Annotated in this window: 10 protein-coding genes, 1 riboswitch and 1 other annotated feature; of the genes, 7 read left to right on the forward strand and 3 right to left on the reverse strand. The window is 45.4% G+C overall.

Annotated elements, in window-relative coordinates; all coding sequences use genetic code 11:
• Positions 1 to 241: 241 nt before the first annotated feature.
• The 3 genes from DXC01_RS16770 to DXC01_RS16785 form a co-directional block, all read right to left on the reverse strand.
• Positions 242 to 1,894 (reverse strand): CAP domain-containing protein, encoded by a 1,653-nt coding sequence (locus DXC01_RS16770; RefSeq protein ID WP_118699409.1) that lies wholly within the window; start codon positions 1,892 to 1,894, stop codon positions 242 to 244.
• A gap of 421 nt (positions 1,895 to 2,315) precedes the next feature.
• The gene (locus DXC01_RS16780) at positions 2,316 to 4,283 is read right to left on the reverse strand and encodes a CAP domain-containing protein (RefSeq protein ID WP_118699411.1); all 1,968 of its coding nucleotides are present in this window, start codon (positions 4,281 to 4,283) and stop codon (positions 2,316 to 2,318) included.
• A 407-nt stretch (positions 4,284 to 4,690) separates the two neighbouring features.
• The gene (locus DXC01_RS16785; RefSeq protein ID WP_118699412.1) at positions 4,691 to 5,107 is read right to left on the reverse strand and encodes an IS66 family transposase; all 417 of its coding nucleotides are present in this window, start codon (positions 5,105 to 5,107) and stop codon (positions 4,691 to 4,693) included.
• Between the two features lie 137 nt (positions 5,108 to 5,244).
• Here DXC01_RS16785 and DXC01_RS16790 point away from each other — a divergent pair, with 137 nt between their 5' ends.
• The 7 genes from DXC01_RS16790 (at position 5,245) to DXC01_RS16820 (ending at position 14,310) form a co-directional block, all read left to right on the forward strand.
• Positions 5,245 to 5,934 carry a hypothetical protein gene (locus DXC01_RS16790; RefSeq protein WP_118699413.1) on the forward strand — a complete coding sequence of 230 codons (690 nt, stop codon included), beginning with the start codon at positions 5,245 to 5,247 and terminating at the stop codon, positions 5,932 to 5,934.
• A gap of 131 nt (positions 5,935 to 6,065) precedes the next feature.
• Positions 6,066 to 6,314, forward strand: a binding site (T-box leader).
• 63 nt (positions 6,315 to 6,377) lie between these two features.
• On the forward strand, positions 6,378 to 6,878 hold the full coding sequence (locus tag DXC01_RS16795) for a TRAP transporter small permease (protein ID WP_022214387.1): 501 nt from the start codon (positions 6,378 to 6,380) through the stop codon (positions 6,876 to 6,878).
• A complete protein-coding gene (locus tag DXC01_RS16800) occupies positions 6,879 to 10,214 on the forward strand; it encodes a TRAP transporter large permease subunit (protein WP_118699414.1) in 3,336 nt (1,111 codons plus the stop codon).
• A gap of 163 nt (positions 10,215 to 10,377) precedes the next feature.
• Positions 10,378 to 10,486: riboswitch (TPP riboswitch) on the forward strand.
• A gap of 326 nt (positions 10,487 to 10,812) precedes the next feature.
• Positions 10,813 to 11,784 (forward strand): sulfur carrier protein ThiS, encoded by a 972-nt coding sequence (gene thiS, locus DXC01_RS16805; RefSeq protein WP_022213400.1) that lies wholly within the window; start codon positions 10,813 to 10,815, stop codon positions 11,782 to 11,784.
• 20 nt (positions 11,785 to 11,804) lie between these two features.
• Complete coding sequence (gene thiH / locus DXC01_RS16810; RefSeq protein WP_118699415.1) at positions 11,805 to 13,043, forward strand: 2-iminoacetate synthase ThiH; 1,239 nt, start codon at positions 11,805 to 11,807, stop codon at positions 13,041 to 13,043.
• Positions 13,024 to 13,611, forward strand: a complete 588-nt coding sequence (locus tag DXC01_RS16815; protein WP_118699416.1) for a thiamine phosphate synthase — start codon at positions 13,024 to 13,026, stop codon at positions 13,609 to 13,611. Before thiH ends, DXC01_RS16815 begins: the two co-directional genes overlap by 20 nt.
• A gap of 114 nt (positions 13,612 to 13,725) precedes the next feature.
• Positions 13,726 to 14,310: a M48 family metallopeptidase gene (locus DXC01_RS16820; RefSeq protein ID WP_330417631.1), complete on the forward strand. Its 585-nt coding sequence runs from the start codon at positions 13,726 to 13,728 to the stop codon at positions 14,308 to 14,310.
• Positions 14,311 to 14,313 lie beyond the last annotated feature (3 nt).

The raw sequence follows: 14,313 nt of genomic DNA on the forward strand, positions 1-14,313 counted from the left end.
AAGATGTGGCCTTGGCGCGTCTCACCACCGGCGCTGACGGGCTCAGTCAGGAGGGGGAGCTGGAAAATAAAAAAAATATATGATGGAGGAGGAGGGGGATATATAAAAATCAGCGTTCTCGTAAGAGAACGCTGATTTTTATATTGCTTTATTGTTAAGTGTATGCCAAGTGATTGCTTACATTATCGATGGACGGGGAAAACTCGTCCACGTCTGGTACACGCGAGCATAGCTCGCGGTATCATGAATTGTCTTCTACAAATTCAACCTCACTTTCATCTGTGTCTTCCGAAATGTCCAATTCTTTGGAATCCATATCGTCAACAGACTCTATTACTTCAAAAGAACTGTCAGTGTTTGTGTTTTCAGCATTGCTATCATTACTTACTCCGTCTGAAAAGATCTCCTCATTTATAGATGATACTTTCGCAGATGCTGTAGCATCTTTCCAGTTTGCTTTTAATGAAAGACTTTCGGACATATGTATTTTGGTTGCCTGTTTTGTTTCATATCCATCAGGGTAAACCGCCGTCCATTTCTCAAACACGCATCCAGCCTTAACCGGTTTTTCAAAATCATCTGCATACAGCGTCATCCCCTTCGGCACAGCCATCTCAAATTTCTCCACCCCGCCCTTGCTCGGGAAGGTGCCGCCGTTTGCGTCAACAGTTAACGTGCATTTTTCGTCCGGTCCGCTGGAGAATTCCTGCACCCAGTATCCGGTGCCGTTCTTGCCTTTGTAGTAGCCTACGCCGATGTGGGTGTAGTGGGACTGCAGCATAGTAGTTCTATGTCCATCGCTATCCATCCACGCTTTAACAACCGCCTCCGGTTTTGTAAATCCCGCTCCGATGTTTTCACCACCAGGATTTCCTACACCTGCTTCAAATGCTGCGGTTCCGCTGTCTCTTCCATCAGGTCTTTCGTGGGAATATTTGATTTCCAGTTCTTTCGCCCTGGTCATTGCTGCCTGCTGAAGTTTTGCGTGATATTTCAGTTCAGTAAGTCCGTATTTTCTCCTCTCAATGTTCGTCAGTCTGATAACTTCCTTGGCCATCTTCTCAGCATTTGCCGCAATCTCTTCCGGTGAAGGGGTAGGAGTAGCGGTTGGTGTTGGCTTCGGGGTTGATGTCGGTTTTGGAGACGGCTTTGGTGCTTCTGTCGGCTGCGGCTTTTTGGTTGGCTGCGGCGTTGGTGTAGCGTCCGGGTCTTCAGGAGTTGTAACGCTCCAGCCTTTCGTATTGTAGGAACCCCACTTTTTGAAGCTGCCGTTGTATGCCTTGACCGTATACACATATTTCTTGCCAGGCTTTAATGGAAAGGACTTGGATGAGCGATGCTTGAAACTGGTATAACGTCCGCTGACGGAGTCAATCTTGCGCCAGTTCCTTGAGCTTGCTTCCTTGTAATACACATGATAGGAAGTAGCGTTTTTTGCCTTGCTCCAGTTCACCTGCACTTCCTGGTAACTGTTTGCTTTTACCTTGGTAACGTTGACCTTGCCAGGGATAGCCGGGATTGTGACAGTTTTGCCCTTTTTGTCGTAGGAGCCCCATTTCCGGCCGTAACGGTTGTATGCTCTGACTGTGTACACATATTTCTTTCCCGCAGTTAATGGATATTTCTTGCTGGAAGTGTGGGTGTATTTGGTACCGTTGACGTTGGCAAGGGTGTTCCATTTGCCGCCCGCCTGTTTGTAGTATACACGGTAAGAAGTAGCGTTTTTGGCTTTCTTCCAGGTGACGGTCACTTGGTTGTTGCCGGATACCTTGGCGGTAATGCTGCTGACATAGCCTGGCTGCTGACCGGATGCGGCCTGTGCTGCTGTGGCTGGCAGGAAAAGCATTAGGGCGAGTGTCAGCAGGCAGAGAAGATATTTTCTGGTTTTTTTCATATAGGTTCTCCTTCCTTTGTTCTAGTACATATAGGTCTGGTTCAATTTTACTATATCGTGGGATGGAATGCAAAGGGAATCGGTGGCATGTACCAACAATTTCCTACATCACCACCCCCTCAACCTTCCCCACCATCCACGCCATCCCCTGCGTTAGTCTGTGGAATCCTTGTACGAACTCGTACGCGCGAACGTTAGAAAAGTAGACGGAAACGGCTCCCCGTTCAAAAATGCTGTGTTTGGGGTTTATGACAGTGAAGAGGCAGCAAAAAATGAAGATGTGGCCTTGGCGCGTCTCACCACCGGCGCTGACGGGCTCAGTCAGGAGGGGGAGTCAGAAAATAAAAAAAATATATGATGGAGGAGGGGGGATATATAAAAATCAGCGTTCTCTTGCGAGAACGCTGATTTTTATATTACTTTATTGTAAATTGTCTTCTACAAATTCAACCTCACTCTCATCTGTGTCTTCCGAAATGTCCAATTCTTTGGAATTTTCGTCAACAGACTCTATTACTTCAAAAGAACTGTCAGTGTTTGTATTTTCAGCATTGCTGTCATTACTTACTCCGTCTGAAAAGATGTCCTCATTTGTAGATGATACTTTTGAAGAGGATGCAGCGTCTTTCCAGTTTGCCTTTAAAGTTTTGCTTTCGCTCATGTGAATTTCTGTTGCATTGTTAGATTCCCAGCCAAAAGAAAATACAGTTGTCCATTTCTCAAACACGCATCCAGCCTTAACCGGTTTTTCAAAATCATCTGCATACAGCGTCATCCCCTTCGGCACAGCCATCTCAAATTTCTCCACCCCGCCCTTGCTCGGGAAGGTGCCGCCGTTTGCGTCAACAGTTAACGTGCATTTTTCGTCCGGTCCGCTGGAGAAATCCTGCACCCAGTAGTTGGTGCCGTTCTTGCCTTTATAATAGCCGACTCCAATGTGTGTGGAATCACTATCCAGGATAGCAGATGCATGCCCTGGGCTGTCCATCCATGCCTTAACAACAGCCTCTGGTTTAGTAAACCCTACTCCGATATTTTCTCCAGAAGAGTTTCCTACGCCAGCTTCGTATATAGCGGTACTGCTGTCTCTTCCGTCAGGTCTTTCGTGAGAACATTTGATTTCCAATTCCTTCGCCCTGGTCATTGCTGCCTGCTGAAGTTTTGCATGGTATTTCAGGTCGGCTTTTCCGTTCTTTCGTCTCTCAATATTTGTCAGTCGGATGACCTCTTTTGCTATCTTCTCAGCATTTGCCGCAATCTCTTCCGGTGAAGGGGTAGGAGTAGCGGTTGGTGTTGGCTTCGGGGTTGATGTAGGTTTTGGAGACGGCTTTGGTGCTTCTGTCGGCTGCGGCTTTTTGGTTGGCTGCGGCATTGGTGTAGCGTCCGGGTCTTCAGGAGTTGTAACGCTCCAGCCTTTCGTATTATATCCGCCCCATTTTTTTGAAGCGCTGTTGTATGCCCTTATAGTGTATAAGTACTTACATGAAGCCTTCAGCGGGTAAGCGGAAGAGGATTCGTGGATGTAAAACTGTGTATTGCTGCCTACGGTAGCAATCTTAACCCAGTTCTTAGCCCCGGATTCTTTATAATAGATACAATAAGATGTTGCATTCTCTACACCTTCCCAGTCAATGATGACTTCGCTGTCGGTTGTTGCGCTTACATAACATAACTTGACTGTTCCCGGCACTTTTCCTTCCGGTTTCTTCGGAACAGACACGCTCCAGCCTTTCGTATTGTAGGAGCCCCATTTTTTGAAGTTTCCGTTGTATGCCTTGACTGTATACACATATTTCTTGCCAGGCTTTAATGGAAAGGACTTGGATGAGCGATGCTTGAAACTGGTATAACGTCCGCTGACGGAGTCAATCTTGCGCCAGTTCCTTGCGCCTGCTTCCTTGTAGTAAACATGATAGGAAGTAGCGTTTTTTGCCTTGCTCCAGTTCACCTGCACTTCCTGGTAACTGTTTGCTTTTACCTTGGTAACGTTGACCTTGCCAGGGATAGCCGGGATTGTGACAGTTTTGCCATTTCTGTCATATGAACCCCATTTCCGGCCGTAACGGTTATATGCCTTTACGGTATACACATATTTCTTTCCTTCAGTTAATGGATATTTCCTGCTGGAAGTGTGGGTGTATTTGGTACCGTTGACGTTGGCAAGGGTTTTCCATTTGCCGCCTGCCTGCTTGTAATATACACGGTAGGAAGTAGCGTTTTTGGCTTTCTTCCAGGTAACGGTCACCTTGTTACTGCCGGATACCTTGGCGGTAATGCTGCTGACATAGCCTGGCTGCTGACCGGATGCGGCCTGTGCTGCTGTGGCTGGCAGGAAAAGCATTAGGGCGAGTGTCAGCAGGCAGAGAAGATATTTTCTGGTTTTCTTCATATAGGTTCTCCTTCCTTTGTTCTAGTACATATAGGTCTGGCTCAATTTTACTATATCGTGGGATGGAATGCAAAGGGAATCTGCGGATATGAGAGTGGAAATAATATCTACGGGATGTGCCAACAATTTCCTGCATCACCACCCACCCCCTCAACCTTCCCCACTATCCACGCCATCCCCTGCGTCAGTCTGTGGAATCCTTGTACGAACTCGTACGCGCGAACGTTAGAAAAGTAGACGGAAACGGCTCCCCGTTCAAAAATGCTGTGTTTGGGGTTTATGACAGTGAAGAGGCAGCAAAAAATGAAGATGTGGCCTTGGCGCGTCTCACCACCGGCGCTGACGGGCTCAGTCAGGAGGGGGGAGCCAGAAAATAAAAAAAATATGGTAACTATTCAGAACTAGCTTTACTCAAAGATGAAATCAGGGTGACCTGTGATCGCATTTTTGATAGCTTCGTAAGCATTGTATCCCTGTTTATGTGCCGTGCCTACGTAGGACATGATTTTCAGATAATCTCTGGCACCTTCCTCAGTTCGGAAGCATCCGGATACTTTGGTCTTGACTTTTATCATCCGAAGATCACGTTCTGCCTGGTTGTTATCAAACGGGACATTGAAGTTATGGATAAAAAGGCAGACTGAAGCCTTGTAATTCGCAAGGCGTTCTACAAGGGCAAGGATTTTTCCTTTTTTCTTCCGGCCACGTTTTTTCTCCGTGGTTTTGGGAAGTGGATTTTCCTTCCGGGCCTGTTCGATAAGTTCATCATACTTTTTATCGAACTTATGTAGTAAACCGCAGGGATAGTTCAGCAAACTGACCATGAGAAAAACTCACTCACGAAAAATCGAATTTACAGCACACTTATCTGCAAGTGTATAATAAGAGCCGTTACAAGGAAATCAGAATCATCTGTTGGGAGGCAGGTGGTTCGGTGGTTTGGTTGTAAGGGGAGATTATTATGAAACGTTTTGGTAAAATGATACTTGCAGGAGTTATACTTTCAATACTTGCTGTAAATTTCTGCAGTGCAAAGGATAAAGAAGTTCAGGAAGATACGACAGAAGATCTGACTCAGGAAGTCTGTTCCGACGGGAAGGAACATGCAGCAGTCAAAGGCACAGTCAAGATGCCGGTATTTATGGTCGATTTTCCGGATAACCGATTCAAAGAAGGGGCACTTACTTCTGATAAACTGAGAACTTTGCTTTTCAGCGGAAATCAGAACAGTATGACTACATATGCAAAGGATATTTCCAATTCACAGCTTCAGCTAAGTGGAGATGTTTTTTATTATACTGCCAAGTATGATATGGAGAAATACGAAAACGATAACAATTCAATCGAGGAACTGGCGGAGGAAGTTCTGTCTGCGTTTGATTCCCAGATTGATTACATGGATTATGACAGCAATGATGACAAATATGTGGACGCTTTTGTTTTGAGCGTAGCAGGAGAGGATTCCTACTGGCAGGGAGCTCATGGCATGTGGACAGAGAATTCTGAATTCAAACTGGATGGAATGAAGTTCGGAAGATATATCGTCAATGACGCACAGCCATATACTGACAATGAAGAAGGTTTTGTGGAGAGAATGAACCACGAGTTCGACCTGTGCATAGGGCTGACCGATTATTACAAAGGAAAGTAATGACCGGTCAGTTTATTTTGTTGTTTATAAAATTTGCGACAAAATTGTTACATTCTGTCGAGAAAGGACTTGACTGTATCAAAAAAGAGTTGTAAAATAACTTTGTCTTAGTAATAGACTAAAGCATAACAGTAAATTCTACGATGGGAATCAGTAGAGACAGAGAATGCGCGTTTCCAGAGAGCCGCAGTTGGTGTGATGCGGTAACGGCACTGTTTTGAATATCATCCCTGAGAAGGAAGACCGAACGTTTTTGATTCATCAGTAGGTTTTCACGGAGGCTCCCCGTTACAGGAGACGCGTATGCCGGTACGTTGCAGAATCGTACTTGTTTCAATGGAGAAACAGGGTGGTTGCGGAATAATATATCCGTCCCTGAGGGGCGGTTTTTTTATACCCAAAAATATTTCTGAAACCGGAAAAACAAAAGGGAGGAAGAGAGGATGAAAGTCTACAAAAAACTCATGAATGCACTGGCAGCAGTTGAAAAAATCGTACTTGTGATCTCCACACTGCTGATCCTCGTGCTCACAGTGGGAAATGTATTTTCCCGTAAAGTCATCCACCGCTCATGGTCCTTTACAGAAGAACTTGTTGTTGCGGTATTTGTACTTATCACACTTCTGGCAGCAGCACTGTCATGTCGTGAGGGAGGACTGGTCAGCCTGACGCTGGTTACGGACCGTCTTCCGAAAAAACTGAAAAAACCTTCAGTAATTCTGATTACAGTGCTTAGCATCATTTTTTCAGTGATTCTCTTTAAATATGGTATGGACAAAGTTCTTACCCAGCTTGCAAATGGTAAGAGAACGTTCGTACTGAACTGGCCGGAATGGATATTCTGGTCCTTTGTACCGATCGGAGCAGGCTGTATGATTCTTCATTTTATTGAATACTGCTTGGATGTCTGTTTTGGAAATAATAACGATAAGGAGGACAAATAAATGATCAGTGCTGTTTTGTTTATTTCATTTTTTGTTTTTCTGATCCTTGGTGTGCCGATCGCGCTTTGCCTGGGACTTTCCTCAGTATGTGCTATCCTGTATTCAGGAACCTCACTTACTATCGTTGCAACAAATATGTATTCAGGAATCAGTAAATTCCTTCTTCTTGCAATTCCGTTCTTTGTATTGTCCGGAAATATTATGGCAAAAGCCGGAATTTCCCGCAGACTGATCGATTTTGTCGACACCTGCGTCGGACACAAAAAAGGTGGTATCGCGATTGTATGCGTTATTGTTTCCTGTTTCTTCGGAGCAATCTCCGGTTCCGGTCCGGCTACAGTAGCAGCTCTTGGCGCTGTTCTGATCCCGGCAATGGTAGAGCAGGGCGGTTTCTCCGCACCGTTTTCCACAGCGTTGATGGCGACGGCAAGTTCGGTGGCGATCGTCATACCGCCAAGTATCGCATTCGTTGTATACGCATCCATCACAGGCGTATCTATCGCTGATATGTTCATGGCAGGTATCGTTCCTGGAATCCTGATGGGTGTTGCACTTGTGATCGTAGTACTTCTTGAAGCAAACAAACATGATATCAAACCATCCCGCCAGAAAGCATCTGCAAAAGAACGCTGGGATACCTTCAAAGATGCATTCTGGGGATTCCTGATGCCGGTTATCATTCTCGGCGGAATCTATGGCGGTATCTTTACACCAACAGAAGCAGCAGCCGTATCTGTTGTGTATGGACTTTTTGTAGGTATGGTGATCTACCGAGAAGTGTCTTTCAGAGACCTGTTTGATATCCTGGTAGATTCTGCAAAGACTACTGGTGGAATCATGCTGATCGTTGCCAGTGCATCACTGTTTTCATTTGTATGTACCAAGTTTGGTATTGCAGATGCTGCATCTGGACTGCTTGGCTCTATCGCACACAATCAGTTTGTATTCCTTTTGATCGTAAATGTTATTTTCCTGATCGCAGGATGTTTTATCGATGCAAACTCAGCAATGTATATCTTTATCCCGATCATGCTTCCGGTATGTAAGGCACTTGGATATGACGTTGTTGCATTCGGTGTTATGGCAACTGTAAACCTTGCAATCGGACAGGTAACACCTCCGGTTGGTGTCAACCTTTTTGTTGCGATCAGTATCAAGATCAAGAAAGGTCTGGAAGTTACCCTGCAGCAGATTTCAAGAGCAGTTATGCCGATGATCGCAGCCAGTGTTGCGGTACTTCTGATTGTTACATATATTCCGGCAACTTCCACAGCACTGCCGAAAGCACTTGCAAAAGATGGCTCTTACACAGGAGACCAGGCTTCTGCTGACACAGGAAGCACATCTTCAAAAGATGCAGGAGATGGCAGTGACTCCTTTAATACAATTGAAGATTACAGCGACCTTGACTGGCCGGAAATGACCTGGAACTTTGCCTGCTCTACAACAGAGACAAGTACCTGGGCAGATGGCGGACGTAAGTTCGGCGAACTGATGGAAAAAGCTACCGGAGGCAAGGTTAAAGTTAATGTTTATGCAACCGACCAGCTGACAAACGGAAATCAGTCTGAAGGAATCCAGGCACTGATGAATGGAGACCCGGTACAGATTTCCATGCATTCCAACCTGATCTATTCTGCATTTGACCCGAGATTCAATGTAGTATCCCTTCCGTTTATCTATGATTCTTATGATGATGCAGATGCTAAATTTGACGGTGCAGCCGGTGAAAAACTGAAAGAACTGCTTTCTGAATATGGACTGCACTGCATGGGTATCGCAGAGAACGGCTTCCGTGAACTGACCAACAGCAAGCATGAAGTCAAGACTCTGGATGATATGAAGAATCTCAAAATTCGTGTTGCAGGATCTAATCTTCTTATGGAATGCTATAAGAGATGGGGCGCAGATGCAACGAACCTGAACTGGACAGAGACCTATACAGCTCTGCAGCAGAACACAGTAGAGGGCCAGGAGAATCCGCTGCCGGCAATCGATGCAGCAAGCGTGCAGGAGGTTCAGCCGTACTGCTCCATGTGGGATGCAATTTATGACTGTCTGTTTTTCTGTATCAACCAGGAGATTTATGACAGCCTGACACCGGAGCAGCAGGCAGTTGTTGATGAGTGTGGACAGAAAGCGGTTGAATATGAGCGTTATATCAACCGTTCAGGTGATGAAGAGATCATGACCCGCTGGCAGTCAAAGAACGGTGTGACCATTACAAATAAAGAAGATATGGATATCGATTCCTTTAAAAAAGCCGTAGATGGCGTAGATGAGTGGTTTGTTAAGGAACTCGAGAAAGAAGGATATGATGACGCACAGGAACTGGTTGATCTCTTTACACAGGAATCTACAGATACGGTGGCTGATCACAGTGACCTTGACTGGCCGGAAGCAACATGGAACTTTGCATGCTCTACTACAGAGACAAGTACCTGGGCAGAAGGTGGACGTAAGTTCGGAGAACTGATGGAAAAAGCAACCGGCGGCAAGATCAAAGTTAATGTTTACGCAGCAGACCAGCTGACAAACGGAAATCAGTCCGAGGGAATCCAGGCACTGATGAACGGAGACCCGGTACAGATCTCCATGCATTCCAACCTGATCTACTCAGCATTTGATCCGAGATTTAATGTAGTATCACTTCCGTTTATTTATGATTCTTATGATGATGCGGATGCGAAGTTCGATGGCGAAGCCGGTGATAAGTTGAAAGAGATCCTTTCCAGTTATGGCCTGCACTGCATGGGTATCGCAGAGAACGGCTTCCGTGAACTGACAAACAGCAAGCACGAAGTAAAAACTGTCGACGATATGAAGAACCTCAAGATCCGTGTAGCAGGCTCCAACCTTCTGATGGAATGCTACAAGAGATGGGGCGCAGATGCGACAAACATGAACTGGTCTGAGACCTACACTGCTCTGCAGCAGAACACAGTAGAAGGTCAGGAAAACCCGCTTCCGGCAATCGACGCGGCAAGCGTGCAGGAGGTTCAGCCGTACTGCTCCATGTGGGATGCGATCTATGACTGTCTGTTCTTCTGTATCAACCAGGATCTGTATGATACTCTGACACCAGAGCAGCAGGCAGTTGTTGATGAGTGTGGACAGAAAGCCGTTGAGTATGAGCGTTACATCAACCGTTCCGGTGATGAGGAGATCAAGACTCGTTGGCAGTCAAAGAATGGCGTAACTATCACAGACAAAGATGATATGGATATCAATTCCTTCAAAGAAGCAGTAGATGGTGTAGATGAGTGGTTCGTAGAACAGCTCAAAGATGCCGGATATGATGATGGACAGGAACTGGTAGACCTCTTTGAAAAATAAAAAGACCGAGAAGAGCCTGGAGAGATCCGGGCTTTTCTTATGTATAAAATTATAGTTACTGTTCACAGGTAATATCCCGCGAGGTGTTTTGTCATACTGTACAAAGATAATGTGTAAAAATCAAGACTTGACAGAATTGTGATTAAAGCATATACTAAACTTTGTAAATAAGCAGGGGAGCTTGTACTGGCAGGCTGAGAGGAAGTAATTAACTTCGACCCTTATACCTGATTTGGATAATGCCAACGTAGGAATGTGAACGTATGTGGATATTACGGGAGATGCCTTGTGGCGTCTCCTTTTTTGTATTACATATCGAGAGAACACCAGTGGCGCGTCTGCTGATTCGTTTCATATCTGAACAGGAACACAATTTCATAGCGATACAAATGAGAGTGAACAGAGTTCATGAAGGGGTGCACCACCGCGGGTGTATTCTTTTGTGAACTCTTTTTTGAAGCCGCCAAACATGAGGAAGTAGCGATTTACGAAGTAAATCTGCGGATTCCGAATGGTTGTAGAATTATGAAGCTGCGAAGCAGCGTAATAATTCGTATGTATCGTTATTACTAATGTATCACAACACAGGAGGACAAATATGATCACAGTAAACGGAGTAGAAAAAACACTTGAGAAACCATTATCAGTCACAGAATATCTGGAGACGAACAAGTACGTACCGGTTCAGGTAGCAATTGAATTAAACGACAAAATACTTGCAAGAGAATTATATGGAACAACCATTTTGAAGGAGGGTGATGTTATGGAAATCGTAAGTTTTATGGGCGGCGGAAGCGGCAAAAATGAGGATAAACTGGTTCTTGGAGGACACGAATTTACCTCACGTTTCATTCTTGGTTCCGGTAAATTTTCACTGGATCTGGTAAAAGCCTGCATTGAAAAAGCAGAGGCACAGATCATCACACTTGCACTGCGCCGTGCAAACGAAGGCGGACTTGCGAATATCCTGGATTATATTCCAGATAATGTTACACTTCTTCCAAACACTTCCGGCGCGAGAAATGCCGAAGAAGCAGTCCGTATCGCAAGACTTTCCCGTGAACTTGGCTGTGGAGATTTCGTAAAGATTGAAGTCATCCATGATTCCAAATATCTTCTTCCGGACAACTATGAAACCATTAAAGCGACAGAAATCCTTGCAAAAGAAGGCTTCGTAGTTATGCCATATATGTACCCGGATCTGAACGCAGCAAGAGATCTGGTAAACGCCGGAGCTGCCTGCGTTATGCCTCTTGGCTCTCCGATCGGTTCCAACAAAGGCATCTGTACCAAAGAATTTATCCAGATCCTGATCGATGAGATTGACCTTCCGATCATCGTAGATGCAGGAATCGGCAGACCTTCTCAGGCATGTGAAGCAATGGAAATGGGAGCTTCCGCGGTCATGGCAAACACCGCGATCGCAACTGCCGGAGATGTAGAGGCAATGGCAGAAGCGTTTAAAAAAGCAATCGAAGCAGGCCGCAGCGCATACCTTTCCGGACTGGGACGTACTCTGGAAAAAGGTGCCAGCGCGTCATCACCACTGACAGGATTTCTGCATGACTAAGGAACGGAGGACAGAATAAAATGGCAGAGAATACAGCAGCAAATCATGGAGAACATTTCAATGAAAGCATCGTCAATGAAGTGATCCTTGAGGATATGAAAAAGAACCGTATCGATCATATGAAGTATCTTCCGGGCATGGAAACAATGGAAGAATCAGATGTTATGGAAAAGGTCATTACCGCAATGAATGCCTACGATTATGACCAGTATACAGAGAAAGATGTCCGCAGGGCACTGGAACATGACAACCGCACGATCGAAGATTTTCAGGCACTTCTTTCCCCGGCAGCACTTCCTCTTCTGGAGGAGATCGCACAGGCGGCGAGAGTAGAGACAAGGAAACATTTTGGCAATAGTGTATATATGTTTACACCAATTTACATCGCGAATTACTGTGAAAACTATTGCATCTACTGTGGTTTCAACTGCCACAACAAGATTCGCAGGGCCCAGTTAAATGCAGAAGAGATCGAAAAAGAAATGGAAGCGATCTCCAAAACAGGATTGCAGGAAATCCTGATCCTGACAGGTGAGAGCAGAGCGAAATCTGATGTGAAATACATTGGAGAAGCATGTAAGATCGCACGAAAATATTTTAAGGTCATCGGTCTGGAAGTTTATCCGATGAACTCTGATGAGTATCATTATCTGCATGAATGCGGTGCGGATTATGTAACAGTTTTCCAGGAAACGTACAACTCAGACAAGTATGAAACACTTCATCTTGCAGGTCACAAACGAATCTTCCCGTACCGCTTGAACGCACAGGAACGTGCGCTGAAAGGCGGCATGAGAGGTGTAGGATTTGCAGCACTTCTCGGTCTGGACGATTTCCGTAAGGATGCATTTGCGACAGGCTATCATGCATGGCTGCTCCAGAGAAAATACCCTCATGCAGAGATTGCTTTTTCCTGCCCGAGACTTCGTCCGATCATCAATAATGACAGGATCAACCCGATGGATGTACATGAACCACAGCTTCTCCAGGTTGTCTGTGCATACCGTCTGTTTATGCCATTTGCGAGCATTACTGTGTCCACAAGAGAGTGCGAGAGAGTAAGAGACAATCTGGTAAATATCGCTGCAACCAAGATCTCAGCAGGCGTCAGCACGGGAATCGGAAGCCACGTAGACGATATTGAAGACAAAGGAGATGACCAGTTTGAGATCTCAGACGGAAGGTCTGTAGATGAAGTATATCAGGCACTTTTGGATCACCAGCTCCAGCCGGTCATGAATGATTATGTCTATTTATAAAGAAGAATATAAAAATGTCATTGCAGTGACAAAACGCAAACTGAGCAGCAGACCGTTCCTGGAACAGATGGAACGTGTCTGTAAACTCCATCCCAGGGCTGTGATCCTCAGAGAAAAGGATCTTTCTGAGGAAGAATATGCAGAACTGGCAGTACAGATTCTGACATTATGTAAACAATATCAGGTTCCATGTATGCTTCATACATATCTGGAAACAGCGAGAAAATTGCAGCATCCATATATTCATCTGCCTCTGTTTCTTCTCAGAGAAAACAGCGAAAATCCAGGTGATTTTCTGGCAGTGGGATGTTCTGTACACTCTGTAGAGGAAGCAAAAGAAGCACAGAAACTCGGAGCAACCTATCTGACAGCAGGGCATATCTACACTACCGACTGCAAGAAAGGCCTGCCGCCACGGGGATTAGACTTCCTGCGAGAAATCTGCAATGCCGTAACGATCCCGGTATATGCGATCGGCGGCATCCACGCAGGAACCAGACAGATACAGGAAGTAATGGACTGCGGTGCTTCCGGGGCATGTATCATGTCGGAGATGATGAGAATTTAACCAAATAAACTGCGGAGCAGTTATTTGGTTATGAGCAGGTAGCAAAGCGGATATTCGCAATCCGCGCCGCTGTTCTTTACGCAAAATAAGTTTCATGGTATCATTACGGTGAAAATGATGATACTGTGGAACTTTTTTTGTATTACGGAGGGTAAAACGATAGATACGATAACATATGAACTGATCCGTTCAGACCGTAAAACCATATCTTTGCAGGTAAAACCAGATGGCAGAGTGATCGTGCGTGCGCCGCAGCGACTGGCGAAATACAGGGTTGTCAGATTTGTAAAAGATCACGAAGACTGGATCTTGAAGCAGCAGAAAAAGCTTGAAGATTACCGGGAGACTCGTCATGTGATCACAGATGAAGAACGAAGAGACGGTGTTCAGAAAGCCCTTAAAATATTCCCGGAAAGAACGGCATATTTTGCGGCACGGATGGGAGTAAACTATGGCAGAATCACGATCCGAGAGCAGAAAACCCGGTGGGGAAGCTGCAGTTCGGCCGGAAATCTGAACTTTAACTGGAGACTGGTCCTGATGCCGCCGGAGATTCTGGATTATGTGGTGGTTCATGAATTGGCACACCGAAAAGAGATGAACCATTCTTCGAAGTTCTGGGCGATTGTGGAGCAGGAAATGCCGGATTATCAGGAGCGGAAGCAGAGACTGAAAGAACTGGGAGGACAGTTCATATAAAAT

This window comes from Blautia sp. OM07-19, assembly GCF_003481595.1.
GTDB classification, from domain to species: domain Bacteria; phylum Bacillota; class Clostridia; order Lachnospirales; family Lachnospiraceae; genus Blautia_A; species Blautia_A intestinihominis.

Coding starts and splice junctions, on each gene's coding strand:
- DXC01_RS16770 (WP_118699409.1), bottom strand. CDS start 1,894: ATGAAAAAAACCAGAAAATATCTTCTCTGCCTGCTGACACTCGCCCTA.
- DXC01_RS16800 (WP_118699414.1), top strand. CDS start 6,879: ATGATCAGTGCTGTTTTGTTTATTTCATTTTTTGTTTTTCTGATCCTT.
- DXC01_RS16780 (WP_118699411.1), bottom strand. CDS start 4,283: ATGAAGAAAACCAGAAAATATCTTCTCTGCCTGCTGACACTCGCCCTA.
- DXC01_RS16815 (WP_118699416.1), top strand. CDS start 13,024: ATGATTATGTCTATTTATAAAGAAGAATATAAAAATGTCATTGCAGTG.
- thiS (WP_022213400.1), top strand. CDS start 10,813: ATGATCACAGTAAACGGAGTAGAAAAAACACTTGAGAAACCATTATCA.
- DXC01_RS16785 (WP_118699412.1), bottom strand. CDS start 5,107: ATGGTCAGTTTGCTGAACTATCCCTGCGGTTTACTACATAAGTTCGAT.
- DXC01_RS16820 (WP_330417631.1), top strand. CDS start 13,726: ATGATGATACTGTGGAACTTTTTTTGTATTACGGAGGGTAAAACGATA.
- DXC01_RS16795 (WP_022214387.1), top strand. CDS start 6,378: ATGAAAGTCTACAAAAAACTCATGAATGCACTGGCAGCAGTTGAAAAA.
- DXC01_RS16790 (WP_118699413.1), top strand. CDS start 5,245: ATGAAACGTTTTGGTAAAATGATACTTGCAGGAGTTATACTTTCAATA.
- thiH (WP_118699415.1), top strand. CDS start 11,805: ATGGCAGAGAATACAGCAGCAAATCATGGAGAACATTTCAATGAAAGC.